At 68.6% G+C, this 25,002-nt stretch carries 26 protein-coding genes and 1 pseudogene; 8 read left to right on the plus strand and 19 right to left on the minus strand.

Annotated features, from left to right (window positions below; translation table 11 throughout):
• Positions 1-232 (plus strand): annotated as a pseudogene (locus MKK60_RS16535) (exodeoxyribonuclease VII large subunit); the annotation flags it as partial.
• Positions 233-267: 35 nt separating this feature from the next.
• Here the strand turns inward: MKK60_RS16535 and MKK60_RS16540 are convergent.
• Positions 268-1,017, minus strand: a complete 750-nt coding sequence (locus MKK60_RS16540; RefSeq protein ID WP_243987391.1) for a GNAT family N-acetyltransferase — start codon at positions 1,015-1,017, stop codon at positions 268-270.
• 155 nt (positions 1,018-1,172) lie between these two features.
• Here MKK60_RS16540 and MKK60_RS16545 point away from each other — a divergent pair, with 155 nt between their 5' ends.
• The 3 genes from MKK60_RS16545 (at position 1,173) to MKK60_RS16555 (ending at position 3,266) form a co-directional block, all read left to right on the plus strand.
• Entirely contained in the window at positions 1,173-1,775 is a 603-nt protein-coding gene (locus tag MKK60_RS16545; RefSeq protein ID WP_243946626.1) for a PAS domain-containing protein, read from the plus strand.
• A gap of 147 nt (positions 1,776-1,922) precedes the next feature.
• Positions 1,923-2,150, plus strand: coding sequence for a DUF4170 domain-containing protein (locus MKK60_RS16550; RefSeq protein ID WP_147728057.1), 228 nt, complete (start codon positions 1,923-1,925; stop codon positions 2,148-2,150).
• A 171-nt stretch (positions 2,151-2,321) separates the two neighbouring features.
• Positions 2,322-3,266 (plus strand): ribose-phosphate pyrophosphokinase, encoded by a 945-nt coding sequence (locus MKK60_RS16555; protein WP_147728058.1) that lies wholly within the window; start codon positions 2,322-2,324, stop codon positions 3,264-3,266.
• Between the two features lie 22 nt (positions 3,267-3,288).
• Here the strand turns inward: MKK60_RS16555 and MKK60_RS16560 are convergent, their stop codons facing one another.
• The 11 genes from MKK60_RS16560 to MKK60_RS16610 form a co-directional block, all read right to left on the minus strand.
• The gene (locus tag MKK60_RS16560) at positions 3,289-3,513 is read right to left on the minus strand and encodes a hypothetical protein (RefSeq protein ID WP_243987399.1); all 225 of its coding nucleotides are present in this window, start codon (positions 3,511-3,513) and stop codon (positions 3,289-3,291) included.
• A gap of 56 nt (positions 3,514-3,569) precedes the next feature.
• Positions 3,570-4,460 carry a metal-dependent phosphohydrolase gene (locus MKK60_RS16565; protein ID WP_243987400.1) on the minus strand — a complete coding sequence of 297 codons (891 nt, stop codon included), beginning with the start codon at positions 4,458-4,460 and terminating at the stop codon, positions 3,570-3,572.
• 380 nt (positions 4,461-4,840) lie between these two features.
• Positions 4,841-6,562: an NACHT domain-containing protein gene (locus MKK60_RS16570; protein ID WP_243987402.1), complete on the minus strand. Its 1,722-nt coding sequence runs from the start codon at positions 6,560-6,562 to the stop codon at positions 4,841-4,843.
• An 87-nt stretch (positions 6,563-6,649) separates the two neighbouring features.
• A complete protein-coding gene (locus MKK60_RS16575; RefSeq protein ID WP_243987411.1) occupies positions 6,650-7,282 on the minus strand; it encodes a restriction endonuclease in 633 nt (210 codons plus the stop codon).
• 231 nt (positions 7,283-7,513) lie between these two features.
• Positions 7,514-8,953, minus strand: coding sequence for a dihydrolipoyl dehydrogenase (lpdA, locus tag MKK60_RS16580; protein WP_243987413.1), 1,440 nt, complete (start codon positions 8,951-8,953; stop codon positions 7,514-7,516).
• A 141-nt stretch (positions 8,954-9,094) separates the two neighbouring features.
• Positions 9,095-9,988, minus strand: coding sequence for a phytoene/squalene synthase family protein (locus tag MKK60_RS16585; RefSeq protein WP_243987415.1), 894 nt, complete (start codon positions 9,986-9,988; stop codon positions 9,095-9,097).
• Positions 9,985-10,362 carry an Mth938-like domain-containing protein gene (locus MKK60_RS16590; protein ID WP_147727774.1) on the minus strand — a complete coding sequence of 126 codons (378 nt, stop codon included), beginning with the start codon at positions 10,360-10,362 and terminating at the stop codon, positions 9,985-9,987. The genes MKK60_RS16585 and MKK60_RS16590 overlap by 4 nt, the downstream gene beginning before the upstream one ends.
• A 27-nt stretch (positions 10,363-10,389) precedes the next feature.
• Positions 10,390-11,331 carry a protein translocase subunit SecF gene (gene secF / locus MKK60_RS16595; protein WP_147727775.1) on the minus strand — a complete coding sequence of 314 codons (942 nt, stop codon included), beginning with the start codon at positions 11,329-11,331 and terminating at the stop codon, positions 10,390-10,392.
• 49 nt (positions 11,332-11,380) lie between these two features.
• Positions 11,381-12,988 carry a protein translocase subunit SecD gene (secD, locus tag MKK60_RS16600; protein WP_243987417.1) on the minus strand — a complete coding sequence of 536 codons (1,608 nt, stop codon included), beginning with the start codon at positions 12,986-12,988 and terminating at the stop codon, positions 11,381-11,383.
• A 164-nt stretch (positions 12,989-13,152) separates the two neighbouring features.
• On the minus strand, positions 13,153-13,488 hold the full coding sequence (gene yajC, locus MKK60_RS16605; RefSeq protein ID WP_147727777.1) for a preprotein translocase subunit YajC: 336 nt from the start codon (positions 13,486-13,488) through the stop codon (positions 13,153-13,155).
• Between the two features lie 123 nt (positions 13,489-13,611).
• Positions 13,612-14,010, minus strand: a complete 399-nt coding sequence (locus MKK60_RS16610; protein ID WP_147727778.1) for an MAPEG family protein — start codon at positions 14,008-14,010, stop codon at positions 13,612-13,614.
• Positions 14,011-14,152: 142 nt separating this feature from the next.
• Here MKK60_RS16610 and MKK60_RS16615 point away from each other — a divergent pair, with 142 nt between their 5' ends.
• The 3 genes from MKK60_RS16615 (at position 14,153) to MKK60_RS16625 (ending at position 15,970) form a co-directional block, all read left to right on the plus strand.
• Positions 14,153-15,028 (plus strand): ATP-binding protein, encoded by an 876-nt coding sequence (locus MKK60_RS16615; protein WP_147727779.1) that lies wholly within the window; start codon positions 14,153-14,155, stop codon positions 15,026-15,028.
• A gap of 157 nt (positions 15,029-15,185) precedes the next feature.
• Positions 15,186-15,566, plus strand: a complete 381-nt coding sequence (locus MKK60_RS16620) for a YidB family protein (RefSeq protein WP_243987419.1) — start codon at positions 15,186-15,188, stop codon at positions 15,564-15,566.
• A gap of 50 nt (positions 15,567-15,616) precedes the next feature.
• Positions 15,617-15,970 (plus strand): YidB family protein, encoded by a 354-nt coding sequence (locus tag MKK60_RS16625; protein WP_147727781.1) that lies wholly within the window; start codon positions 15,617-15,619, stop codon positions 15,968-15,970.
• 67 nt (positions 15,971-16,037) lie between these two features.
• Here the strand turns inward: MKK60_RS16625 and MKK60_RS16630 are convergent, their stop codons facing one another.
• The 7 genes from MKK60_RS16630 to MKK60_RS16660 all read right to left on the minus strand — a co-directional run bounded on the left by MKK60_RS16630 (position 16,038) and on the right by MKK60_RS16660 (position 24,164).
• Positions 16,038-17,462 carry a peptidoglycan DD-metalloendopeptidase family protein gene (locus tag MKK60_RS16630; protein ID WP_243987420.1) on the minus strand — a complete coding sequence of 475 codons (1,425 nt, stop codon included), beginning with the start codon at positions 17,460-17,462 and terminating at the stop codon, positions 16,038-16,040.
• A gap of 191 nt (positions 17,463-17,653) precedes the next feature.
• Entirely contained in the window at positions 17,654-18,334 is a 681-nt protein-coding gene (locus tag MKK60_RS16635) for a protein-L-isoaspartate O-methyltransferase family protein (protein WP_243987422.1), read from the minus strand.
• Positions 18,331-19,023 (minus strand): alpha/beta fold hydrolase, encoded by a 693-nt coding sequence (locus tag MKK60_RS16640; RefSeq protein ID WP_243987424.1) that lies wholly within the window; start codon positions 19,021-19,023, stop codon positions 18,331-18,333. Before MKK60_RS16640 ends, MKK60_RS16635 begins: the two co-directional genes overlap by 4 nt.
• A gap of 120 nt (positions 19,024-19,143) precedes the next feature.
• Positions 19,144-19,908 (minus strand): 5'/3'-nucleotidase SurE, encoded by a 765-nt coding sequence (gene surE, locus MKK60_RS16645; protein ID WP_147728726.1) that lies wholly within the window; start codon positions 19,906-19,908, stop codon positions 19,144-19,146.
• Entirely contained in the window at positions 19,908-21,305 is a 1,398-nt protein-coding gene (gene serS / locus MKK60_RS16650; protein ID WP_243987426.1) for a serine--tRNA ligase, read from the minus strand. Before serS ends, surE begins: the two co-directional genes overlap by 1 nt.
• 298 nt (positions 21,306-21,603) lie before the next feature.
• Entirely contained in the window at positions 21,604-23,103 is a 1,500-nt protein-coding gene (locus MKK60_RS16655; RefSeq protein ID WP_243987428.1) for a DUF2336 domain-containing protein, read from the minus strand.
• Positions 23,100-24,164 carry a transglycosylase SLT domain-containing protein gene (locus MKK60_RS16660; protein ID WP_243946667.1) on the minus strand — a complete coding sequence of 355 codons (1,065 nt, stop codon included), beginning with the start codon at positions 24,162-24,164 and terminating at the stop codon, positions 23,100-23,102. The genes MKK60_RS16655 and MKK60_RS16660 overlap by 4 nt, the downstream gene beginning before the upstream one ends.
• A 105-nt stretch (positions 24,165-24,269) precedes the next feature.
• Here MKK60_RS16660 and MKK60_RS16665 point away from each other — a divergent pair, with 105 nt between their 5' ends.
• Positions 24,270-24,977: an aldolase/citrate lyase family protein gene (locus MKK60_RS16665; protein WP_243987441.1), complete on the plus strand. Its 708-nt coding sequence runs from the start codon at positions 24,270-24,272 to the stop codon at positions 24,975-24,977.
• Positions 24,978-25,002: the final 25 nt, after the last annotated feature.

A 25,002-nucleotide genomic window follows, 5' to 3' on the forward strand; every position in this document is an offset into this window, starting at 1 on the left:
GGTCCGCGACGGCGCGGGCGCGGCGCTGCGCTCCGGCCTCGGATTGCCGGCGGGCACGCCCGTGACGCTGCAGTTCGCCGACGGGCTCGTGGCGGCCAGGACCGAGGGGGAAGCGGCCGCACCCGCGCCGGAGGGCGCCCCGCCGGCGCGGAAGCGCGCCCCGCGCCGGGCCAAGGCCGCGCCGGCCGCACCCGCGCCGACCGCCGCGCAGGGCTCGCTGTTCGAGGCGTAGATCCCGACGACAAAAGACCCGGCGATCGCGCGGGCTCAGCCCGGCCGGCGGTAGTGGTAGCGCAGCAGCTCGGTGCGAAATCCGAGACCGTCGTAGAGCGCGCGGGCGGCTTCGTTCACGGCCACCACCTGGAGGCAAGCGCCGGTCGCGCCGTTGGCGCGGGCCCAGCGCATCAGGGCGCCGACGGTGCGGCGGGCGTGGCCCTGCCCGCGCAGCCGCTCCGGCGTCGCGACGGACTCGATCACCGCGAGCGATCCGCAGATCACCGCGTAGCCCATCGAGGCGGTCTCGCCAGCTCGCTCCAGGGCGGCGAAGGCGCGGGGGCCGCGGATGCGGCCGGTCATCGCGGCGTAGATCGCGGCGGCCTCCGCGCCCGCGCCGGCAAGCCGGGCGCGGAGCGCGAGCCAGCCGGCGTCGGGCGCCGCCATCAGCCGCACGCCCGGATCGAGCCCGGCCGGCACCCCGTCGAGGGCGGCGAACAGGGTGAGCGCATGGCCTTCCGCGCCGTAGCCCCGGTCCGCGAGCGGTTGGTCGAGCTCCGGCGCGAGGCTGACCACCCGCACGATCGACGGCTGGCCGAGCGCCGCGTATTCGCGCTCGCAGGCCGCGATCGCCGTGGCGGCGGGCCCGCGCGGCCCGCGGGTGGGATTGAGCGAGTTCGTCCGCCGGGTCGGCCCGCCCGAGGCGCGCAGCAGCCATCCGTCGAGGTGATCTTGACGGGTCGCGGGCCATGCGTCGCGGCAGGCCGCTTCCGCCGTCCAAGCGAGGTCGTCGTGCTGTGACATGCCTTGTCCGCGGGCTGCCGGGGGGCGGTTCCTATCACGGACGGAGGCGGACCCGACCGCCCAGACTCTTAACGTGTGGTTGTATCGACGAAGTCGAAACCGTATGTGAATTGTTGCTCGACGTTTCCGATCCTCATGACACCTTTGGCAGGCCGATGGAATTCGACGGCATCGACGAGAGAGGACATGCGGCGGAAGAGCTGCATGCCGCCCTCCAGGCGTCGGGCGTCGTCGGCACCTGGGACTGGAACCCGGTCACGCGTCGCGTGCGCTACGACCGGGGGGCCGCCGAGCTCCTGGCGGGCGACGCCGCTTTGGCCGGGCGCGAACTCGAGTTCGACGAGGCGGTCGCCGGCATCCACCCCGACGACCTGCCGTGGATGACAACCGAGGTGCAGCGCGCGATGCGCGTCGGCGGCCTCGTGCTGGCGGAGTACCGCGCCGGGATGCTCTCCGGGCAGCCGCGCTGGGTCTTGAGCCGCGGGCGGGTCTTCCACGATCCGCATGGCCGGCCCGTGCGCAGCACCGGCATCCTGATCGACATCACCGAAGGGCGGAAGGCCGAGGCTGGCTACGTGGTGGCCGCGCCGGATCCGGAGCAGGAGGCGCCGCTGCTGCGCGCCGCCGACCTCTGCATCGCGCTGCACGCCGCGGTCGCCGAGAGCGGGTCCGAGGCCCTGCGCGGCATGACCGACCGGCTGCTGTTCCAGATCGGCCGCGAGATCGCGCAGGCCGAGCGCGAGGCCTCCCGGCACTGATGGCGTCGGCCCGGCAGGTCTGCGCTTGGCGGGTCCGCGCCGGGCGGGCTTGACGGCGGCGATGGGGTTTGCGACGCGCCCGGCGATGCCGCGCCCTGCGGCACGCGTCCTGCCTGAGGGCGCGCGTGCCGCGACCAGGAGAGACCCGTGACCACGACGATCGCCAGCGACCAGCTGCTCCACCTCGTCTTCGGCGGCGAGCTCGAGGACATCGAGGGCATCCGGTTCAAGGACCTCGCCGGCCTCGACATCGTCGGCATCTTTCCCGACTACGCCTCGGCCAAGGCGGCGTGGCGCGCCAAGGCCCAGGCCACCGTCGACAGCGCGCAGACCCGGTACTTCGTCGTCCACCTCCACCGCCTGCTGGAGCCGTAGGGCGCCGGCTGTGCAGAGCGCGGGCCGGCGCGGCGCCGGCCATTGTGACGGTTCGACCGCGCTGATAAGAGCCCGATCGACGCGGATGCCGACGGGCCTGTCGATCGGCCGGTCGTTCCAGGTCTTCAGGACGTGTCTCGGCCCGAGACCCCAAATGTTGAGCCCGCAGGCATGAAGTCTTCGATCAAGATCATCGCCGGCAATGCCAGCCGGCCCTTGGCGGAGGCGATCGCCGGATACCTGGAACTGCCGCTCGCCAAGTGCATGGTCCGGCGCTTCGCCGACATGGAGATCTTCGTCGAGATCCAGGAGAACGTGCGCGGCGAGGACGTCTTCATCGTCCAGTCGACCTCCTACCCGGCCAACGACCACCTGATGGAGCTGCTGATCATGATCGACGCCGCGCGCCGGTCCTCGGCGCGGCGCATCACGGCGGTGATCCCGTATTTCGGCTACGCCCGGCAGGACCGGCGCACCTCCGGCCGCACCCCGATCTCGGCCAAGCTCGTCTGCAACCTGATCACCGAGGCCGGCGCCGACCGGGTGCTGACGCTCGACCTCCATGCCGGCCAGATCCAGGGCTTCTTCGACATCCCGACCGACAACCTGTTCGCCGCCCCGGTGATGGTGCGCGACATCAAGGAGCGGCTGACGAGCACCGACCGCATGGTGGTCTCGCCCGACGTCGGCGGCGTGGTCCGCGCCCGCGCGGTCGCCAAGCGCATCGACGCGTCGCTGGCCATCGTCGACAAGCGCCGCGAGCGCGCCGGCGAGTCCGAGGTGATGAACATCATCGGCGACGTCGAGGGCCGCTCCTGCATCCTCGTCGACGACATCGTCGATTCCGGCGGCACCCTCGTCAACGCGGCCGAAGCCCTGCTCAACGCCGGCGCCAAGGAGGTCTCGGCCTACATCACCCACGGGGTGCTCTCGGGCGGCGCGGTCTCGCGCATCGCCGCCTCCCGGATGAAAGAGCTGGTGATCACCGACTCGATCCAGCCGACGCAGGCCGTCAAGCTCGCCCGCAACATCCGCGTCGCGACGATCGCCCCGCTGCTCGGCGAAGCCATCGGCCGGACCGCGACCGAGGCCAGCGTGTCGAGCCTGTTCGACTGACACCCGCGCGTCCTCCCTCCCCCTACCCGTCCCGTCCCCGCACGAAGCCCCGCGAGATCAGCCGGCTGCGCTCGCGCGCCCGGCGGTCGGCTTCGAGCAGGTCGGAGAGCGCGTCGGCGATGACGCAGCGCAGGGCGAGGTCGGCGTCGCCCGCGCTGGTGAGGAGGTAGGCGCGGGCGATGTCCTCGACCGGGCAGCTGGCGGGCGGCAGGTCGGCCCGGCGGGCGGGAGCGGAGGCGACGGGCATGGGGTGCGACTCGTTTGAGAACATAACGAGAACACACCAGATTGGTTAAGGTTCGGTCAAGGGGTCGCGGAAGGGGTCGCAGACGGGGGCGGCTCGCCCGAGCCGGGATGCGGCCCCATCCGCCGGCGGTCGTGCTCGATCGCGAAGACGTGGGCGTAGAGGTTGGCGACCCAGCGCCGGCCTTCCACGGTAAGGTCGAGGGCGCGGATCGCGTCGCCGATCACCGGCTCGACCTTGCCCCAGAAGAAGCTCGGGTAGCGCTCGGCCAGATCCGCCGGGTCGGCGTAGCCGAGCGGCTCGCACAGGCCCGCCTCCTTCAGCTCGTGGAACAGCGCGTTGAGCTTGCGCGGGTAGAGCGGATCGCCGAGCTGGCCGATGAGGTCGGCCGCGCGCATCAGCCCGGCCTCCGTCGCGGTCTCGGCGTGGTCGCCGTCGTCGGGCACCGGGAAGCGCGTCAGCTCGATGGCGCGGGCCACCCGGCCCGCGTCGACGAACTCGTGGTCGGAAAAGCGCTCCCACACCGCGATCTTCGAGCGCTCGACGTGGTGCGCCGTGAGCCCGGCATCCGAGGCCCCGCGCGGCAGCCCGACGGTGGTGCCGGCGCGGTCGATCACGAACCGGGTGCGCGTGTCGCCGGCGCAGACGCCGCGGACGTAGCCGATGTCGTGGTAGAGCGCGGCCAGGATCGCGTGCAGCCAGTCCCGCGGCGACACCCCCTGCGCCACGAAGCGCCCGCGCAGGATGTCCTGGGCGACCAGGGTCACCAGAGTGGTGTGGTAGGCGTCGTGATACAGCGCATCGCTCTGCACGATCCGCTCAATCGTCAGCCGCGCCGACTCCTCGATCACCTCGACATAGCCCGGCTCCCGGCTGCCGAAGGTGCGCCGGTAGACCAGGGCGAGGTGCTCGCCGAGGGCGTTGGCGAGGAGCTTTGTGGCGTCGAGCATGGGAGGCTCCGCGAACCGCCGAAGGTGATCGTAGTGCCTTGAAGCCATCCGGCTACGCACTCACGTCACTTATAGCCTTAGACCAGCACATTGTGAGTGCGGTGAAAGGCGCCGCGGTGCACGGGAATCTGGCGAGGGACTATCGACAGTTCACCCACCGGTGCTGCGGACCCAGCCTAGTTGGCGTCATGTTAGGTCGAGCTCCGGTGATCTATCTCAATGGCCATCGACATTAACACAATTCCAATCGACCCATGCAGAGCAGATTAATTTAATTAGTATCTAACGGACTAGGCGGAGACTAAAGTGAATTATGCGAATCTAAGTTAGCTTTATTTCGCCAAATTCCACAGCTTTGAACTTAAATTATATCTCAGTAACTAGTTGATCCCCCCGACCCGGATGTTGGAAGGCCGCACCCTTTTCTGAAATTCTGTGTTGGTAAAATATCTGCGAACAGTAGATATGTCGCCGACAGTATATTTAATGTCCGCAAGTGATTCACAAATGTCAGAAAGCGAGCAGTAACTTATAGATCTAAAAGTTTGTACTACACCGGATAGAATTTCGTCAGGCACCTTCAGCCCGCACTGCAGTCGAGACCAGTTGATAATTTTTATTATATCGAGCTTCGCTCGTATTTCACCATCTTGCGGCGATTCAATTTTCACTACATTAAGAAAAAGCCAGAGCAATGGCTGCAGTCTATACTCTACTACGTACTGACCAGATGTGCCGGCCTGTCTACCATTGATAGCTTTGAGGCCCGCTTCGAGGGCACCAGGAGATATCATCGAAGCTAATAAAACGGCCGTGAGTTTATTAGCATTCCCAATATCGCGTCTCAGGCATCTGGCCCAATACATGATGGCCATTGATGCCTTGTTTATATCTCTTCGTGTTCCAGCGATAAACAACTCTGTTGCATTTTTTAAATCGCCATTTGGTATGCGAAACTCCGCGCGACCAACGCGGACGAAGTTTTCTATGAGGAACGACCAGGGGCTTGACCAAGGATCAAGCCCAACTCTCGCCGCACACAGAAGCTTGGTGCAGAAATCCAAAAATATTAGAGATATATCTGCATTTGGGGAGAGTTGCGTTATGCGAACGAAAAGATCGTTCATGTCTTCTTGTGAAACGTTTCTGTTTAGAAAACCGCTGACCAAAAAATCAACGATTTCCGGAGTCAATAAATTTGCAATCAAGAATATAGCATTGCGCTCATTTCCGTCGCTCCGAAAGTTAGATAAGAAAAAATTTGTAGTTATCAAATGCTCAGCTACAAGGAATTCCTGTATTGATCGATGCGAAAAATATATTGCATCTCCACCTTTGCTTACAAGGCAGCCCGCGACTAATTCACGCCGTAGAGCAATCTCATCATAATCGTGAGGAGCTTTGTCGACGGACTTCGAGCAAAGGTCGTCAGGAATATTTGCAAACGTAGTGGTTGAGGCGCCTCCATTTTCCCATAACCACCAGGCAAGTGAAGAGTTAAACACTCTTCTGTGCTCAACATCGAAGTTTTGCGATCGGCCCTTTTTCTGTACCTCTCTATTTATAAGGTGATGGATAAACTTGTCATATAGTTTGAATCGGGAAATATGGTCTAGACTGATATTTTGATCTGTTGCAATTTCACAAAGCATCTGAGCATGAACCGGCCTGTCGAGTAGTTCATCGACGCTTCCGCTTACCAACTCCTTTTTTCGGTCCGCAATCCAAGACGGATCGAATGACTTACCAGACCTATGCGATGCATTCTCTACGGCAATAGGAAAGTAATTAGAAATGTAATGATGCGCTTCCTTCAGCGTAAAGCCTTGAATAACAATGGGTCGAAATGCACGCCGTGTAAGATCATCAGCCTGAGCCCCTCCTAACGTTCTTTTTTTTCCTTCAATTATGGATCTGAATTCTACTTCTGAATGAAAGGCTGTATCTCGTCCTAGAATAATTATACGAGAGTTAGCTTTATCAAGTTTTAGAAAATCCGAGACTTGTTTTTCGAAGCCCCTCACTGTCATCCCATGCTTCATTTCATCGAAGCCATCAAATATCAGAACAAATCGCCCATACGCATTTAGCTTTTCGAACAACTTATAATGATAGTTCTGGGCTCGGTACGTACTGGCAAAAACTTTTCCGATTAAGCCCTCAATAGATTGTTCATTGTATACTTCGCCTCATGGGATTAGAATCGGAACGCGAGCCGTAACGTCAGATATGGATTTCTTGCCTAGCCTTGCAGACAGATGTTTCGCAAATGTAGTTTTACCAATTCCATAGCTTCCGGTAATTGCTAGGGGTTGGCCAACTTCTGAATGAAGCCACTTATCGACTAGTCCATCTAAATCTTCACCGTCAGAAGTTTTAGGTGGAATAAAATATGTTTCAATTCTTTCCTGATCAAACTCACCAATCAGCTCATGGGTATAATCCGTGAGATCAAAGATCCACCGTTGCATTTCATGGTACGTAAAGCATTTTAGGCCATGTCGAGCATCGATTAAGGCGCGGCCATCTGGGCTTATGTCACTCTTAGATACCAGCCAGGCGCGGCGATCTTTTTTTGATTCCAGCAAGGTCTCATATTCGATAATAAATTTCATACAATCTTCTTTGTCGAGATTTTTCTCGTAATTTTTTGCTTCAATCAGCAGCAATGTCGGACCGTCGAGGCGATCGTTCCAGATAGCTTCAATATCGACTTTCTTAAATTGCCGACGGACCTCTGAAACAGCTCTGAAACCAGCAGAATCAAGCAAGTTCGCAACGGTGTCCCTAAAGGAATCACCTTTTTCTGTGGTCGATATCATTTGAGGATCCGCCTTATGTCGGACTCATCGCAGTGCGGGGCCGCGATCGAGGGCGATTTCGAAGCGTCTCCTGATCTTCGAACGCTCACGTAGACCACACAATTTCGGTCCCCAACTTGTCATACACAGGCTCGAAAATCATGCAATGGAAAGCGTAGGGTTAATGCTCAAAGCATGTTCCCACGCTAGCTCGAAAGCCTCAAAATTGTTGTAGGGATGATGGTTTCTAGGCTAAGTATGAATCACCTTCCCATAAGCATCCAGCACGCTCTCGTGCATCATCTCGGATAGCGTCGGGTGCGGGAAGACCGTGTGCATCAGGTCTTCCTCGGTGGTCTCGAGGTTCATGGCGACGACGTAGCCCTGGATCAGCTCGGTCACCTCGGCGCCGACCATGTGGGCGCCGAGCAGCTGGCCGGTGTTGGCGTCGAACACCGTCTTGATCAGCCCGTCCGGCTCGCCGAGCGCGATCGCCTTGCCGTTGCCGGCGAAGGGGAAGCGGCCGACCTTGATCGCAAAGCCCTGCTCCTTGGCCTTCGCCTCGGTGAGGCCGACGGAGGCGATCTGCGGCTGGCAGTAGGTGCAGCCGGGGATTTTTGCCTTGTCCATCGGGTGGGTGGGCAGGCCCTTGATCGTCTCGATGCAGATCACGCCCTCGTGCTCGGCCTTGTGGGCGAGCATCGGCGGGCCGGCGACGTCGCCGATGGCGTAGAGGCCGGGCACGTTGGTGCGGCCGAGCCCGTCGGTGACGACGATGCCGCGCTCGATCTTCACCCCGAGCGCCTCGAGCCCGATCCCCTCGATGTTGCCGACGACGCCCACCGCCGAGATCAGCTTCTCCGCCGTCAGCCTCTGCACCTTGCCGTCGGCGGCCTCGATCGTCGCCGTGACCGAATTCGCGCCCTTCTCGACCTTGGTCACCTTGGCGCCGGTCAGGATCTTGATGCCCTGCTTCTCGAAGCGCTTGCGGGCGATGGCGGCGATCTCCGGGTCCTCCACCGGCAGGATCTGCGGCAGCAGCTCCACCACCGTCACCTCGGCGCCCATGGTGCGGTAGAACGAGGCGAACTCGATGCCGATCGCGCCCGAGCCCATCACCAGGAGCGACTTCGGCATCGTCTCCGGCACCATCGCCTCGTAGTAGGTCCAGATCAGCTTCTTGTCGGGCTCGATGCCGGGGATCGCGCGCGGGCGCGCGCCGGTGGCGACGATGATGTGCTTGGCCGAATACGTGCCGGCCGCGAGCGCGCCCTTCGGCGCCGGCGCGCGGGCGGTCTCCTTGACCGTCACCTGCCCCGTGCCGTTGCCCTTGGCGACGCTGTCGACCGTGGCCTCGCCCCAGATCACGTCGACCTTGTTCTTCTTCAGGAGGTGGCCGACGCCGCCGTTCAGCTTCGACGAGACGCCGCGCGAGCGCTTCACGATCGCGCCCGTGTCGAACGAGACCTCCTTGGCGGAGAGCCCGTAATCGGAGGCGTGCTGCATGTAGTGGTAGATCTCGGCCGAGCGCAGCAGCGCCTTGGTCGGGATGCAGCCCCAGTTCAGGCAGATGCCGCCGAGGTGCTCCCGGTCCACCACCGCGGTCTTGAACCCGAGCTGCGCCGCACGGATCGCGGTGACGTAGCCGCCGGGGCCGGCGCCGATGATGAGCACGTCGTAGCTGTCGGCCATGAGGGTCTGGTCTCTTCCCTGGAGCGTCTCGGAGGCGAGCGTAGACGAGGACGGCGCGGGCGCCAACGCGCGTCGCGTGCGGGCGGGTTACATCGCTCGCGCGTCCCTCCCCCGCTTAAGGGGGGAGGGAAGACCGGCCCCCTACTCCGCGCCCCGCGACCCGCGCCACAGCCGCCACAGGCGGCGCCAGCGGGCGGTCTCGATCGGAGTGTTGAGCGGGTCGTAGCCCGGGCGCTCCATCGCGGCGAGGTAGCCGTCGACCAGGGCGAGCGGCAGGAAGGCGGCGCGCGCGGCCGGCGCGATCGTGTCCTTCGCCGCGGCGTAGGCGGCCAGGTGCCGGCGGGCGTCGGCGCGCAGGTCCGCGCAGGCGCCGCGCAGGCCCGGGCCGCCGCGGCCGGTGACGATGTCCTCGCGGGTGACGCCGTGGCTGCGGAACACGTCGGCCGGCAGGTAGACCTGGCCCGCCCGCGCGTGCCATGGCATCGCCCGCAGCAGGCCGGTGATGCCGTAGGCGACGCCGGCATGACCGGCGGCGGCCGCCCCGCCCGGCTCGGTGCCGTCGCACAGGATCAGGCTCGCCAGCCGGAACAGGGCCGAGGCGGTCTCGCCGCAATAGCCTTCCAGGTCGTTCAGCCGGGGCATCGGGTCGTCGTAGAGGTCGAAGACGCGGGCGTCGATCAGATCGACGAAGGGCTGGCGCCCGAGGCGGCGCGCGACGATCACGTCGAGGAGCGCGGCGGCGACGGGATTGGCCTTCACGTCGCCGCGGGCCTCGCCCTGGAGCGCGTCGCGCCACCATTGCAGGCGGATCTCGCCGGCCATCGGGTTCGAGGCGGCCTCGCGCACCCGCGCGACCGTCAGGCTGAAGGCGTAGAGCGCGAACAGGTGCGGGCGGAAGGCCTGCGGCGCGAACAGCGTGGCGAAGTAGCGGTCGGGGTCGCCCGCGCGGACGAGGTCCTCGCAGTGGCGGAAGGCGAAGGCGAGGCCGCCTTTACCCTCTGCTTGGCTGTCCCCCTGCCCCGGCTCTGCGCTCACGCGACCGCGATCAGGGCCGCCGCCACCTTGCGGTTCTCCGCCACCAGGATGTTGTACGTGCGCGCCGCCGCGCCCGTCTGCATCACGTCGAGACCGATCCGGTTGTCCTTGAGCCATGCCCGAAGATCGGGTGGCAGCGGCACGATGTCGAGGCCCGTGCCGACGAGCAGCAGCTCGATCTCCGCCGATTCCGCCTGGACCGGGCGCAACGCGGTGCGGTCGATCGCCCTCCCCTCGGTCGTGGCCCAGGCGCGGATGCCCGACGGCAGCGCCAGGATCGAGCCGCGGTGCGACATCTCGCCGAAGCGGAAGCCGCCGTTGCCGTAGGCGTCGATCAGGTGGCGCCCGGGCAGGAAGCCGTCGAGCTCGGCCATGCGCTGTGCGTCCCCCGTCTCTCGGCCCTACTCCGCGGCCTGCGGCAGCCGCCCGCGGGCGGCCTGGGCCTTGGTGCCCGAGAGCATCAGCCCGAGATAGATCAGCGCCGGCGTCGAGACGAAGATCGCCGAGTAGGTGCAGATCACCACGCCGCAGAGCATCACCACCGCGAACCCGCGGATCGCCTCGCCGCCGAACAGCACCAGCGCCAGCAGCGACAGGAAGGCCGAGATCGAGGTCATCACGGTGCGCGACATCGTCGAGTTGATCGACAGGTTGAGCAGCTCGTCGGTGGGAATCGTCTTGTACCGGCGCATCAGCTCGCGGGTCCGGTCGAACACCACTACGGTCTCGTTCAGCGAGTAGCCGACGATGGTGAGGATCGCCGCGATCGAGGTCATGTTGAACTCGATCCGGGTGACGATGAACACGCCCATGGTCAGCACGATGTCGTGGAGCGTGCCGACGATGGCGCCGAGCGCCAGCTCGCGCTCGAAGCGGAACCACAGGTAGAGCAGCACCGCGACGACCGAGAGCACGACGCCGAGCGTGCCCGACTGCACCAGCTCGCCCGAGACGCGGGGGCCGACGGTCTCGGTGCGGCGGAACTCGTAATCCTTGTCGAAGGCGCCGTGCGCCTTGTTCATCACCGCCGTCTGGCCCTGCTCGCCGGGCTGGAGCGGCAGGCGCACCAGCACGGTGCCCTGGTTGCCGAGTTCCTGCACTTCGGGCTCGCCGAAGCCGAAGCCGGCGGCCGTGTGGCGGATTTCGCCGACGTCGGCGGTGCCCGACTTCGCCTGCAGCTCGACCAGCGTGCCGCCCTTGAAGTCGATGCCGTAGTTCAGGCCGACGGTGAGGAACAGCACCACGGTCACGACCGACAGGATCGCCGAGAGCGGGAAGCTCAGGCGGCGGAAGCGCATGAAGTCGAAGTGCGACTCGTCGGGCCAGAGGCGAAGCAGGCGCATTCTTTTGGGACCTTGCGATCGGGAAGCGGCCTCCCGAAACGGGCGACGTTCAGAACGGAAGGGCTTTGGGCCGGAAGGACTTGTACCACACGGCGATCATCATCCGCGTCAGCGTCACCGCGGTGATGACGGTGGTGAGGATGCCGAGGATGAACACGACCGCGAAACCCTTCACCGGGCCGGAGCCGAGGAAGAACAGGATCAGCGCGGCGATCGCCATGGTCGAGTTCGAGTCGATGATGGTGGCGAAGGCCCGGTCGAAGCCCGCCTGCAGCGCCGAGACCAGGGAGCGCCCGGCGCGGTGCTCCTCGCGCATGCGCTCGTAGATCAGCACGTTGGAATCCACCGCCGTGCCGATGGTGAGCACGATGCCGGCGATGCCGGGCAGCGTCATGGTGGCTTCCAGCACCGACATCAGGCCGAGGATGAGCCCGACGTGGACGATGAGGGCGATGTTCGCGATGAAGCCGAAGGTGCCGTAGGTCAGGAACATGAAGCCGACGACGAGGAGCCCGGCGACGCCGGTGGCGATCTTGCCAGCGCGGATCGAGTCGCTGCCCAGCCCCGGCCCGACGACGCGGCGCTCGACCACGGTGAACTTCGCCGGCAGCGCGCCGGCCCGCAGCAGGATCGACAGGTCGTTGGCCTGCTGCACCGAGAAGTTCCCGGTGATCTGACCGGAGCCGCCGGTGATCGCGGTGCGGATCACCGGGGCCGAGACCACCTCGTTGTCGAGCACGATCGCCATGCGGCGGCCGACGTTCTCCGAGGTTGCCTGGCCGAAGCGCTGGGCGCCCTTGAGGTTGAACTTGAAGCTCACCATCGGCTCGTGGGTCTGCTGGTCGAAGGCCGGCTGCGCGTCGGTCAGGTCGCCGCCGTCGGCCATCACCCGGCGCTCCACCGCCACCTTGGCGCCGCGCTCGTCGCGCGAGGGCAGCATGTCGACGTCGCCGGCCGGATTGTCGGAGATCATCCGGAACTCGAGCTTGGCGGTCTTGCCCAGGAGCGCCTCGAGGCGCTCCGGGTCCTGCAGGCCGGGGACCTGGATCAGGATGCGGTCGGCGCCCTGCTGCTGGATCGACGGCTCCAGCGTCCCGGTCGAGTCAAGGCGGCGGCGGATGACCTCGATACCCTGCATCACGGCGCGCCGCGTGCGCTCGTTGATGCCGGCATCGGTGAGCACGAGGCGGATCAGGCCGTCGGGCTGCTCGGTGATGTCGAGCGTCCGCCCGCCGGTCTGGCCGACGAGCGGGTTCGAGATCGGCTGCGCCAGCTCCTGCAGCTTGGGCATCACCTTGGCGCGGGCGGCCGCGTCCGCGACGCGGACCTGGACGCCGCGCTGGAGGATGCCGATGCCGCCGTCGGCCCGCACACTCTCACGCTGGAGGACGCCGCGGACCTCGTCGCGCAGGGCCTTGGCCTGGGAGGCGACGAGCTCGGTCTGGTCGACCTCCAGCAGGAGCTGCGAGCCGCCCTGCAGGTCGAGTCCGAGCACGATCGCGCGGGTCGGCACGATCCAGGCGGGGAACCAGCCCGGCAGCGCGGCCATGAAGCCCTTGCGCTGCTCGGGCGAGAAGAAGCTCGGCACCGCGAGGCTGAGGCCGATCAGGATCGCGACGAGCGTCACGACGATTTTGGTACGGGAAAAGCGCAGCATCCGCCGACTCTGTTTTCTGCAGTCCTGCCGAGGGCTTGCCCCGGCATCCTGATCCGGCGGGTCCGGAGCCGTTCCCGATCGCGTCGCGATGGGAACCGGTTCCGGGCTCTTGCCGTCCCACGCGCTCTCGGGCCGAACCGGCCCCGACTTCGGCGGAGAGCGCCCTAGGCGGCCTTGACCGGCCCACCCTTGACGCGGACCTCGGAGATCATGGTGCGCACCACCTTGACCCGGACGTTCGGCGCGATCTCCACCTCGATCTCGGTGGCGTCGTCCAGCACCTTCACCACCCGGCCGACGAGGCCGCCGTTGGTGACGATCGTGTCGTCGCGGCGGACGTTCTTGACCAGGGCCTGATGCTCCTTGACCCGCTTCTGCTGCGGCCGCAGGATCAGGAAATACATGATCACGAAGATGAGGACGAAGGGAACCACCTGCAAGGCGATCTCGGCTCCGCCGGCAGCAGTGCCGGCCCCTTGCGCGAAGGCGGGGGTGATCAAGCGCGTCTCCTCATGTGACGTCGGGCCCGTGCGCGCCTGTCGGAAGCGTCGCCGGGCCTGTCTGAAAGCGCGCGGACTATAGCCAGGGGCGTTCCGAAAGCAACGCCGGGCGGCGCGACCCCCTCACATCGCCCGGACGAGGAGCAGCACCGCCGCCACCGTCATGACGAGCAGGGTGACGAGGATGCCGCCGCCGCGGCAGGCGAACTGGCGCGGCGAGTTGACCGGCGCGAACATGCCGACCGGATGCAGCAGGCGCGCGATCAGGAGCAGCCAGAGCAGCGTCAGCACGATCCAATGCCGGGTCCCGCCCGCTTCGAGCAGGGCGATCAGGCCGAGCGTCAGCGGCACGTATTCCGAGAAGTTGCCGTGCGAGCGGATGCGACGCTGCAATCCGTCCCGGCCGCCATCCCCGACGAGGACGTTGCCGCTGACCCGGGCCCCCACCACCCAGCCGGACAGGCCGATGTAGATCAAGGCGAACAGGGCGGCGAAGAGGGCGGTGGTGGCGGGGAAGATCAAGGCGGGTCTCCGGCGTTGCGATGCGCCGACCAACGCGAGCGGGCTCCGGACGTTGCAGGCCGTGTCGCAGCTCGTGTTGCGAGTCGTGCCGAGCGCGCGTAGGCCCGTGCGGTCCTCGAAGAGCCATCCGAACCGATCCGCCATGACGCAAGCGACCACCCTCGAGACCCTGATGCCGCTGCTGGAGCGCATCGCCACGGCGCTGGAGCGGGCCGCCCCGCCCGCGCGACCGGTGACGGACATCACCTCCGCCGACGCCTTCCTGTGGGGGCCCGAGCGCCGGCTGATCCCGGTGCGCACCGTCAACCGCGTCGAGATGGGCCTGCTCACCGGCATCGACCGGGCGCGCGACACCCTGGCCGAGAATACCGAGCGCTTCGCGCGCGGGCTGCCGGCCAACAACGCGCTGCTCTGGGGGGCGCGCGGCATGGGCAAGTCGTCGCTCGTGAAGGCGGTGCATGCCGAGATCAACGCGCGCCGCGCGGCCGGCGCCCTGCCGATGAAGCTCGTGGAGATCCACCGCGAGGACATCGAGGCGCTGCCCGACCTGATGGCGACGCTCCGCTCCGACCCGCATCGCTGGGTGGTGTTCTGCGACGACCTCTCGTTCGATGGCGACGACACTTCGTACAAGTCGCTGAAGACGGCGCTCGACGGCGGCATCGAGGGACGGCCGGGTAACGTGCTGTTCTACGCCACCTCGAACCGCCGGCACCTGCTCGCCCGCGAGATGGTGGAGAACGAGCGCTCCACCGCGATCAACCCCGGCGAGGCGGTGGAGGAGAAGGTCTCGCTCTCGGACCGGTTCGGCCTGTGGCTCGGGTTCCACAAGTGCAGCCAGGACGAGTACCTGGCGATGATCCGCGCCTATGCCGAGCGCCACGCCCTCCCGGTCGAGCCCGACGCGCTCCGGGCCGAGGCGCTGGAATGGGCGACCACCCGCGGCTCGCGTTCCGGCCGCACCGCCTTCCAGTTCATCCAGGATCTGGCCGGGCGGCTCGGCCGGACCCTCGACTGATCGAAATCCCGTCGGCCGATCGGTTGCGGGCGCGTTGTCGACGCCGCAGGCGCATTTCTCGACGCCGCAGGCGCTTGCCTTGCGTCCGCTACGCCCGAGCTTGCACCTCGAGCGATCCGCCTCCCGGCGGACGAGCAGGCGGGACGGGGCTGACATCATGGGACTCTTCGACGCGATCCGATCCGCGCTCGCCCGCGCGGAAGCCCGCATCGACGCGATCGGCGGCGACGGCTTGCCGATGTCCTTCGCCAAGATCTATCCCGGCGGCCTGCCGGCCTTCCTCGATGCCCTGCGCGCGGCGGGCCACGGCTCGGACGTCGCCTCGTGGCTCGGATCCAACGCGAACGTCGCCCTCCCCGCGGGCGCCTACGCCGCCCTGCTCTCGCCCGAGGCGCTGACGCGCTTCGCCGCCGACCTCGGCATCCCGGAAGCGCGCGTGCCGACGGCGCTCGCCGAGTTCCTGCCCGGTGCGGTCGACCGCCAGAGCCGGGACGGGACGCTCGCGCCGCAGCGGCAATTCTCGACGCAGGTGGCCTGACGCCGGCCGGCGGCTAGAGTGAAGCGCGGATCACGGCGAGGAACCCAGCGATGAGCCTGTTCGATACCCTCAAGTCAGCGCTCGGCGGCAGCCTGGGCCAGGCCGCCGTCGAGGCCCTTCCCGGCATCGTCGAGCGGGTGCTGCCGGGCGGGCTTCAGGGGCTGCTGAACCAGCTCCAGAATTCGGGCTACGCCGCGCAGGTGAATTCCTGGCTCGGCCGCGGCCCGAACGCGCCGATCACCACCGAGGATCTGCGCAAGGTCCTGGACAACGAGCAGGTCCGGCAGATCGCCGACAAGCTCGGGATCCCGACCGACCAGGTCCTCGCGGTCCTGGCGAAGGTGCTGCCCGCGGCGGTCGACCAGCACAGCCCCGACGGGACGCTGCGCACGCCCGGCACCTGACGACGCGCCGAAACGCGAAAGGGCGGCCCTCGCGGACCGCCCTCGATCGTGGGTCTCGGGAAATCGCTCAGTTGCTGGCGAGCTGCGACATCGGGTCGATCGGCGCGCCGCTCTTGCGGATCTCGAAGTGCAGCTGGGGCGAGGTGACGTTGCCCGACGCGCCCGACTTGGCGATCGTCTGGCCGCGCTTTACCTTCTCGCCGGGCTTCACGTCGAGCTCGCCGTTGTGGGCGTAGGCCGACACGTACCCGTTCGAGTGCCGCACCAGCACGAGCTTGCCGTAGCCCTTCACGTCCGAGCCGGCATAGGCGACAGTGCCGTCCTCGGCGGCCTTCACCGCGGTGCCCTCGGGCACCGCGATGTTGATGCCTTCGTTGCCCGAGGAGCCGTAGCCGGAGATCACCCGGCCCTTGGCGGGCCAGCGGAAGGTCTGGTCCGGCGCGGCCGGGGCGCTGGGGGCCGCGGCGGCGACCGAGCCGGTGCTGGCGGGCTCGACCTTCGCCACGGCGGCGGTCTTGACCGGCTCCGGCTTGGCGGCGGCGACCTTCTCGGCCGCGACCTTCTCCGAGGCCGCCTTCTCCGAAGCGGCCTTGGCGGCCTTCGCCTCGGCGACCTTCTTCGCCGCGTCCTTGGCGGCGTCGGCCTTGGCGGCGTCGACCTTGGCCTGCTTGGCCTCCGCCTCAACCTTGCGCGTCGCCTCGGCCTTGGTGTCGGGCTTCGTATCGGCCTTGGCGACCTGGCCGGGGCGCACGTGATGCTTCTTGGCGTCGGCCTCCTTGGCGGCGACGTCCTTGCGGGCCTTCTCCTCGGCGCGCTTGTCGGCGAGCTTCCTGGCCTCGGCCTCCTTCTGGGCCTCCTTGGCGGCTTCCTTGGCGGCTTCCTTGGCCGCCTCCTTGCGCTTGGCCTCCGCCTTCGTGTCGTCCTGGCGCTTGGCCTCGGCGGCCTTGATCCGCTCCGAGGGGGCGGCGGGAACGGCCCGCGCCGTCATCGGGGCGGCTGCCGGGTTCATGCCCGAGGCGCTGTAGACCGGGATGATCAGCTGGCGGCCGGGCGTCACCTGGCCGGCGCTGGTCAGGCCGTTGGCCGACAGGATCGCCGAGGCCGGCACGCCGAAGCGGGTCGACATCTGGTTGAGGCTGTCGTTCGGGGCGACGGTGATGGTGGTGCCCCCTTGCGCGTTCCAGCCGGGCGTGCCGGTGGAGGCGACGCGGGTGGTCTGCGCCATCGGCTGGGTCGGCACGCGGGCCGCCACCGGGCCGGGCCGGGGCGAGATCGCCGTCGGCGCGCCGAGCGCCTCGGACTGGATCCGGCCGGTGCGGATCGGCGGCGCCGACGGCATGTCCGGCAGGCTGCCCGTCGCCGCCGGCTCGCTCGCCATGTTCGACGCGAACGGGTTGGTGAAGGGGCTGTCGAGACGCGATGCGTCCGACGAGCAGGCGGCGGCACCGCTGCCGATAACTCCGATGAGAGCGAAGCGCGACAGCGTCTTCATCCTCCGACCAGTCCCGCGAACCCGCATCGACGCACCCGTTTGCCTGACGCAACTTGATGAGCCCATGAAAGCCGGATTCAGGTTAAACAACCGTTCCCGTTCACCACGTTCACGGCCGCGCGAGCACCATTTCGCTCTCGGGATCGCTGCTTAGGAATGCTTACCGCAGGCGGAGCGGCGAGCGCGATTGGTTAAAGCGCGGCGGCTCGTCCGGGCACCAGCGGCGCGAGGCGCAGGCGCGGTCCCGGCTCGACGACGAGGCCCTGCCCGCCATGCGTGGCCGCCATCAGCCCGCCCTCCGATCCGGCGACGAGGCGGCCGCCGGGCTTCAGCGCCACGGCCCAGGATGCGGGCGGCTCCGCGACCGCGCCGTGGACCAGGATGCGGTCGTAGCCGCCCCCCGCGGTGTCGGCGAGGCCGTCGCCCTGGAGCACGCGGGCGCGCCCTGCGAGGTTCGCGCTCGCCTGCCCAGCCAGCGTCGCGTAGCGCTCCAGGCTCGTCACCGCGCCGGCGCCGAGTTGCAGCAGCAGCGCCGTGACGTAGCCGGACCCGGTGCCGATCTCGAGGATCCGCATTCCGGGCTCGACCTTCAGCAGCGTCAGCATCGTCGCCACCGTGCTCGGTGCGGTCATCGCCGCGCCGCAGGGCAGCGGCAGGGAAAGGTCGCGCCGGGCGAGGTGGCGATACGCGGCGGGGGCGAACGCGGCGCGCGGCACCTGCTCCATCGCCCGCAGCACCGCCGTGTCGCGGGTGCCGCGCCCGCGCAGGGCCAGCACGAAGGCGGCGTTCTCGATCGCCCCGCCGAGGCCGGCATGGCCGCTCAAGCTCGCGCCGGCCTGGTCGTCGATCGCGTCCTCGTCGCTTCCGGTCATGGCGGCAGGTCGCCGATCCAGGCGAGGATGAGCGCCGCCAGCGCGTCCGGCGCCTCGAGCGGCAGCATGTGGCCGGCATCCGCGACCACCGCCATCGTCGCGCCGGGGATGCCGTCGCGCAGCTCCTCCGATTCCGCGATGCTGCGCAGGCGGTCCCGGCCCGCCGCGATCACCAGCGTCGGGCAGCCGAGCGCACCGAGCCGATCCGCGTCGCCGACCCGCTCGAGCCGGGATTGGCGCAGGAAGGCCTCGCGCCCGAGGCGCTGCCCCATCGCACGGATGCGCTCGATCAGGGCCGCTTCCCCGGCCCGGTCCGGATGCACCGAGGCGGCCGCCGCCGCCCGGCTCAGGCCGCCGAAGTGGCCGGCCTCGACGCCCTCGATGGCGAGGCGCTTGGCGACCGCCTGCTTGCGCGAGTCGGATCGCGACGAGGTCGCGATCAGCACCAGCCCCCGCACCCGCTCCGGCGCGAGCCGCGCCGTCTCGCGGGCGACGTAGCCGCCCATCGAGAACCCGACGAGCACGAAGCGCGCCGGCGCCTCGGCGAGCAGCCGCTGCGCCATCGCCGGGATCGTGTCGTCGTGGGCGAGGCTCGCATGGTGGATCGGGCCTGCGGGCGCCAGCGCCTCGGCCATGTCGTCCCACAGGCTGGCATCGGCCATGTATCCGGGGATCAGGACGAGGCTCATCGGGCGAGTCTCCGGTTCGGGATGCGGTCGCCCCCGAGAGGATGTCCGCTTTCGGCCCCGTCGTTGCGGAGCGCCGCAGGCGAGCCCGGAATTCAGAACCGCCGCGGCTGCGGGATCCGCCTACTCCGCGAAGGCCTGGGCGAAGCGCGTCAGCGTCGGCTCGTCGGTGAGGTCGAGGCGCAGCGGCGTCACCGAGATGCGCTTCTCGGCGATCGCCTTCAGGTCGGAGCCGTTGCCCGGCTCGAACCGGGCCTTGGCGAAGGCGAGCCAGAAATACGGATTGCCGCGCCCGTCGGTGCGCGCGTCGATGGCGAGCAGCGCCTGGTTGCGCTGCCCCTGCGCCGCCACGGCGATGCCGGCGACCTCCTCCGGCTCGCAATCGGGGAAGTTGACGTTGATCACGATGCCCGGCTCGATCCCGGTCTCGAGGATCTTCTTCACCACGATCGGCCCGTGATGGGCAGCGCATTGCCATTTCAGGTTGCCGCGGCCGCCGATCCCGTAGGCCTGCGACATCGCGATCGAGCGCACGTTGAGGATCGTGCCCTCCATCGCGGCGGCGATGGTGCCGGAATAGGTCACGTCCTCGGCGACGTTCTGGCCGCGGTTGACGCCCGACAGCACGAGATCCGGGCCGTGGTCGGCCAGGATATGGCGCACGCCGAGGATGACGCAATCGGAGGGCGTGCCCTTTACCGCGAAGCGCTTCTCCGCGATGTGGCGCAGGCGCAGGGGGTCGTTCAGCGACAGCGAGTGCGAGACGCCGGATTGGTCGGTCTCGGGCGCCACCACCCAGACGTCGTCGGAGAGCGTCCGGGCGATGCCCTCCAGCGTCTCCAGGCCCGGCGCGTGGATGCCGTCGTCGTTGGTGACGAGAATGCGCATTACGGGCGTGGTCCTTCGATCCGGTTGAGGCCGCCCATGTAGGGCGCGAGCACGGACGGGATCGTGACGCTGCCGTCCGGGTTCTGGTAGTTCTCCATCACCGCGATCAGCGCACGGCCGACCGCGACGCCCGAGCCGTTCAGGGTATGCACGAAGGCGGGCTTGCCGTCCTTACGGTACCGGGCATTCATCCGTCGCGCCTGAAAATCGCCGCAGACCGAGCAGGACGAGATCTCGCGGAAGGTCTTCTGGCCCGGCATCCAGACCTCGATGTCGTAGGTCTTCTGGCTGGCGAAGCCCATGTCGCCGGTGCACAGGGTCATCGTGCGGAACGGCAGGTCGAGCTTCTTCAAGACCGTCTCGGCGCAGGCCAGCATGCGCTCGTGCTCGTCCGCCGACTTCTCCGGCGCGGTGATCGAGACCAGCTCGACCTTGTTGAACTGGTGCTGCCGCAGCATCCCGCGGGTGTCGCGCCCGGCCGCCCCGGCCTCCGCACGGAAGCAGGGGGTCAGGGCCGTGAAGCGGAGCGGCAACTCGTCTTCCGCTAGGATGGATTCGCGGACGAGGTTGGTGAGCGGGACTTCGGCTGTGGGGATGAGCCAGCGCGAACTCTGGTCAAGCCAATCCTGAACTCCGCCCGAAATGAAGTCGGTTGCTTCGCGTTGATGGCCCGCGACGGCAATGATCGAGCCAACGCTGCGACGAATGTCTTCAATGGTCGAACCGTCGTTAACGGCGAACTGGTCATCGCGAAACTTCGGCAGCTGCGCCGTGCCGAACATCGCCTCGTCGCGCACCAGGATCGGCGGCGCGACCTCGAGATAGCCGTGCTCCTGCGTGTGAAGATCGAGCATGAACTGCCCGAGCGCCCGCTCCAGCCGGGCGATCTGGCCCTTGAGCACGACGAAGCGGGAGCCGGAGATCTTGGTCGCGGTCTCGAAATCCATCAGGCCCAAGGCCTCGCCGAGCTCGAAATGCTGGCGGCCCTCGGTAAGCTTTTCACGCGCGGACGCGAAGCGCCGGTATTCGACGTTGCCGTGCTCGTCGGCGCCCTCGGGCACGTCGGCCCTGGGCCGGTTCGGGATCGCGGCGAGCCGGTCGTCGAGGGCCTTGGCGGCCTCGGACTGCGCCGTCTCCAGAGCAGGTGCGGCCTCCTTGAGGCCGGCGACCTCGTCCATCAGCGCGGCGGCGCGGGCTTCGTCCTTCGCCTTCTTGGCGGCGCCGATTTCCTTGGCCCGCGCGTTGCGGCGCTCCTGGTTCTCCTGCGCCGCCGACACGGCCGCCTTGCGGGCGTCGTCCAGCGCAATCAGCTCGGCCGAGAGCGGGCTGAGGCCGCGACGGGAAAGGTCGCGGTCGAAGGCTTCCGGGTTGTCCCGGATGGCGCGGATGTCGTGCATGGGCTGGCTCGGGTCGTGCGGACGGGCACGCTTTGCAGCATCGGTCCGCGCGCGACAAGGCTGCGGCGGGCGATGGCGGGCACGCGCGTCCGCCGTGGACACCGCCCGGCCCGCTTCCGGTCAGGGCATCGAGATGATGCGTCTCGTGACGCCCTCCGCCGAAATCTTTCCCGTCAGCCCGGGGCGCAGAAGGCGAGCCTCGAATCGAGAACCGCAGGTCGGAATTCGGCTTGGCACCCTCGGCGGCTCTGGATCCCGGACCCTGTCGGCGGGAGCCGGCGCTTCGCAACCCCGGCGGTCAGGCCGCCAGACGCCGGCGCTCCGGGGCGTCCTGGGCATCCGACGCGGCTTCGGTCTCCGCGGCGAGGCGCACCCGCTCCTGCTCCTCGCGAAAACTCGCCAGGATCGCTTCGGGCAGCGCGTCGAGGATGGCGCCGACCGGGTCGGTGCGCGGCTCCCGCTCGGCGACGATGTCGGCCTCGGGCGACGCCACGTCCGTGAAGCGCCGGTCGCCGATGCGGTCGCGAGGGTCGAGCGCGATGCGGTCCAAAGCCGTCGGCTCGGGAATGTCGTCGGCCGCGAGCCGGAGCGTGGCCGCCTCCTGCGCCGCGCGCCATTCCGCGGCAGCCTCGTCGGCCACGCGGCGGGCGGCCTCGCGCGCCAGGGCCTCCTCGGCGATGGCGCGGGCGACCGCGCGGGCCTCGTCGCGGGCGGCCTCGGCCTCGTAGCGCGTCAGCAGCGCCATCACCCCCTGCATCTCGGAGAACGGCATGTCCTCGCAGGCGGTGATCGCCCGCTCGATCATCCGCCGCGACAGGCCGACGCCGCGCAACGTGCTGGTGCCGTCGGCGGCCTCGCGCCAGGCCGAGAGCGCGGCCACCACTGCGGGCAGCAGCGCTTCGGCGAGGCCGGCGCGGCGATGCAGGTCGGCGATCCCGCGCGGCTCGCGCAGCAGCGTGCCGACGCGGGCGTGCTCCAGGCCGGTGAGGTCGGCGAACGCGGTCTCCGCAAAGGCCATCTGCCCCGAGAGGATCGCCCGCAGGATCAGGCCGGCATTGAGCTGGCCCGTGGTGCGCAGGTGCTTGACGATCCGCGCGGTGGCGGCGGCGCCCGCGCCGTCGCAGAGCTCGAGCACCGTGCGCTCGCCGGCCTCGCGGCTCATCCGGGCGCTGCGGTCGGGCGAGAGCCAGCCGCACGCGGTCACGAAGTCCGACAGGGTCCGGGCGAGCCGGGCGCCGACGGCGTGGCGCACCTCGATCGGCAGGTCCGCCCGCGCCAGCAGCGCCTCGCGCACGCCGGCGTCGCCGCCGTGGCGCTCGACCATGCGCAGCATGCGGCCCGTGGTGATGCGCGCCGTCGGGTTGCGGGCCAGCACCGCGAGGGTGTCGCCGCCGCCGATCTCGGCCAGGGCCCCGGCCACGGCGTGCGAGAGGTGATGGCGCGCGGCGATCGTCGCGCGGATCGTCTCGCAGCCCATCGCGGCGGCGTCCACGAGGTCGGCATCGGTCAGGACCGGCGATGCGGCGAGCACCAGGCAGGCGACCTCGGTCTGGTCGGAGGCCAGGGCCACGACGAGGGGGCGCGGCGCACGCGCCGAGGCGGCGCAGGCCTCGGCCATGGCGCGGCGCACCACCGGGGCCGGGTCGTCGAGCAGCGCCAGGATCGCGGTCTTGGCCTCCCAGGCGGCATCCGCCTCGAGGTTGCCGTACAGGTAGGCCCGCGTCAGCGCGGAGGCGGCCTCGGCCCGGCGCCCCGCCGAGGTGGACTGGGTGCAGGCGAGGAACTGGCGGATGTTCATGGGCCGCTCCGGTTCGTGAACAACGACGCGTTGGGGGCGGCGGCAAGCGACGCCGCGAACTCGGCCGGCCGGCGCGGCGGCAGCGGCGGATCGACGAGCGCGCGGCCCGCCGGAATCGCCGCGGCGATGGCGCCGGTGGTCTCGGGGTCGGCCGAGGCGACCGCCGCGACCGGCACGGTGGAATCGAGGCTCGGGTCGGAGCGCGGGAAGTAGCTCGGGGCCGGCCGGGCGGCCGCCGCCGCGCGGCCCTGGAACAGCTTGGCGACGCCCTCCGAGAGGGCGCCCTGGCGCCGGTCGGTCTGGAACAGGGTGCGCAGGTCGCCCCCGACCGCGGCGTAGGCGCTCGCCGCCGCCGGCGGGGCGACGGCGGCGCCCTGCGTCAGCAGGGTCACGTCGCTGGCGGCGGTGCGGCCGGCGCCCGCCGCGGAGAGGCTGGCATAGAGCTCGGCGGTGGTGCGCGGCCGGCCGGTGCGATCGTAGAACAGGCCGCGGTTGGCGGCGGCGGCCTCCGGCATGTCGAGGGCGGCCGCCCGGTCCGGGGTCGCCCGCGCGGCGGCGATTAGCGTCGTCGCGCCCTTCGCCCCGAGCACGTGGGCGGCGTAGAGGTCGCCCGCGGTCGGCTCGCGCCCGAGCGCCGCCGACAGCGCCTCGCCGTTCTTCTGGGTGAAGGCGCCCGCGAGCGAGGCGGCGATCTTCGGGTCGCGCCGGAGGTCGAGGATCGCCTGGCGCTGGCCGGCATCCGCGACGGTGTAGCTGCCGTCCGGCCGCGCGACGATGGCGTCGGCGTAGGCCTGGAGGCCGAGCTTCGGCCCGGCGGACTTCATCACCCCGAGCCAGGTCTGCTCGATGAACTGGAACAGGCCGGTGGCGGTCGAGGTGCCGGCCTTGGCCGAGGGATCGAGGGCGGATTCGCGCTGCGCCGTGGCGAGCAGGTAGTCGAAGCCGACGCCGCTGCTCTGGGCCCCGTCGCGAATCGCGTCGACGACCGCGCCCTGCGGACCCGCGGCCCGCGGCGGCGCCGCGGCTGGCTGGGGGTTCGAAGGCGTGGTGAACAGGAACATCGATCGCCGCTTCGAGCCGCACGCGCCGGACGGGCGTCGCGTGAGGCGCCGCACGGTGCGCCCCGGATGCGGGGACCTTTGGCCATCATGGTAAAGAAAGCCTAAATGCCCGATGACTCGGCCCTCATGCGCGTCCTGCTGATCGCCTCGCCCGCGGGCGCGCCGCCCGACCTCGCCCACGCCGATGCCCTGGTGCTGGACCATGCCCCGGCCGCCGAGCCCGCCTGGCTCCCGCCCCTGCGGCGGAGGCCCGGCGCATTGCCGCTCTACGTCCGGGTCGCACCGAGCGCGGCCGACCTCGCCGCGGCGCTGGCGCTGCGGCCCGACGGCATCGTCCTGCCGGGTGTCGCCGATGCCGGCGACGTCGCCCGGCTCGGCGTGCGCCTGTCCGTGCACGAGGCCGAGACCGGCATCCCGGACGGTGCGACGCGGATCGTCGCCGGCCTCGACGGCGCCGGCGCCCTGCTCCGCTTCGGCGGCGGCTCGGAAAGGTTCGCGCGCCTCGCCGGCCTGTTCTGCGCGTTCGACGCGCTGGCGCGCGACCTCGGGGTCTCGGCCTCGCCGCGGGCGCCGCAGCCTGCTCCGCTGGCGCAGGCGCGCGGGCTTCTGGTGCTGGCCGCCGCCGCCTTGCGCGTCCCGGCCTTCGACATGCCCGGCCCGTCGCCCGATCACGCGACGGTGGAGGCGGCCTGCCGCGACGGGTTCCGGGGGGGCTTCGCCGAGACCGCCGCGGCGGCGGCCATCCTCGCCGCGGTGTTCGGGCGGGATCCGAGCGTCGCCGGTGGCCCTCGCGGCGCGCTGCCCCTAGGGTGAGCGAACATCCTCCGATCGAAGCTGC

Source organism: Methylobacterium sp. J-092, assembly GCF_022829325.1.
Lineage (GTDB): Bacteria > Pseudomonadota > Alphaproteobacteria > Rhizobiales > Beijerinckiaceae > Methylobacterium.

Excerpts from the sequence above, each read along its gene's own strand:
- MKK60_RS16565 (WP_243987400.1), bottom strand. The coding sequence starts at position 4,460 with ATGCTCGACGCCACAAAGCTCCTCGCCAACGCCCTCGGCGAGCACCTC.
- MKK60_RS16540 (WP_243987391.1), bottom strand. The coding sequence starts at position 1,017 with ATGTCACAGCACGACGACCTCGCTTGGACGGCGGAAGCGGCCTGCCGC.
- surE (WP_147728726.1), bottom strand. The coding sequence starts at position 19,908 with ATGCGCATTCTCGTCACCAACGACGACGGCATCCACGCGCCGGGCCTG.
- MKK60_RS16560 (WP_243987399.1), bottom strand. The coding sequence starts at position 3,513 with ATGCCCGTCGCCTCCGCTCCCGCCCGCCGGGCCGACCTGCCGCCCGCC.
- MKK60_RS16655 (WP_243987428.1), bottom strand. The coding sequence starts at position 23,103 with ATGAACATCCGCCAGTTCCTCGCCTGCACCCAGTCCACCTCGGCGGGG.
- MKK60_RS16640 (WP_243987424.1), bottom strand. The coding sequence starts at position 19,023 with ATGAGCCTCGTCCTGATCCCCGGATACATGGCCGATGCCAGCCTGTGG.
- secF (WP_147727775.1), bottom strand. The coding sequence starts at position 11,331 with ATGCGCCTGCTTCGCCTCTGGCCCGACGAGTCGCACTTCGACTTCATG.
- MKK60_RS16615 (WP_147727779.1), top strand. The coding sequence starts at position 14,153 with ATGACGCAAGCGACCACCCTCGAGACCCTGATGCCGCTGCTGGAGCGC.
- MKK60_RS16635 (WP_243987422.1), bottom strand. The coding sequence starts at position 18,334 with ATGACCGGAAGCGACGAGGACGCGATCGACGACCAGGCCGGCGCGAGC.
- MKK60_RS16630 (WP_243987420.1), bottom strand. The coding sequence starts at position 17,462 with ATGAAGACGCTGTCGCGCTTCGCTCTCATCGGAGTTATCGGCAGCGGT.
- MKK60_RS16590 (WP_147727774.1), bottom strand. The coding sequence starts at position 10,362 with ATGGCCGAGCTCGACGGCTTCCTGCCCGGGCGCCACCTGATCGACGCC.
- MKK60_RS16665 (WP_243987441.1), top strand. The coding sequence starts at position 24,270 with ATGCCCGATGACTCGGCCCTCATGCGCGTCCTGCTGATCGCCTCGCCC.
- MKK60_RS16545 (WP_243946626.1), top strand. The coding sequence starts at position 1,173 with ATGGAATTCGACGGCATCGACGAGAGAGGACATGCGGCGGAAGAGCTG.
- MKK60_RS16620 (WP_243987419.1), top strand. The coding sequence starts at position 15,186 with ATGGGACTCTTCGACGCGATCCGATCCGCGCTCGCCCGCGCGGAAGCC.
- lpdA (WP_243987413.1), bottom strand. The coding sequence starts at position 8,953 with ATGGCCGACAGCTACGACGTGCTCATCATCGGCGCCGGCCCCGGCGGC.
- MKK60_RS16660 (WP_243946667.1), bottom strand. The coding sequence starts at position 24,164 with ATGTTCCTGTTCACCACGCCTTCGAACCCCCAGCCAGCCGCGGCGCCG.
- serS (WP_243987426.1), bottom strand. The coding sequence starts at position 21,305 with ATGCACGACATCCGCGCCATCCGGGACAACCCGGAAGCCTTCGACCGC.
- MKK60_RS16555 (WP_147728058.1), top strand. The coding sequence starts at position 2,322 with ATGAAGTCTTCGATCAAGATCATCGCCGGCAATGCCAGCCGGCCCTTG.
- secD (WP_243987417.1), bottom strand. The coding sequence starts at position 12,988 with ATGCTGCGCTTTTCCCGTACCAAAATCGTCGTGACGCTCGTCGCGATC.
- MKK60_RS16625 (WP_147727781.1), top strand. The coding sequence starts at position 15,617 with ATGAGCCTGTTCGATACCCTCAAGTCAGCGCTCGGCGGCAGCCTGGGC.
- MKK60_RS16575 (WP_243987411.1), bottom strand. The coding sequence starts at position 7,282 with ATGATATCGACCACAGAAAAAGGTGATTCCTTTAGGGACACCGTTGCG.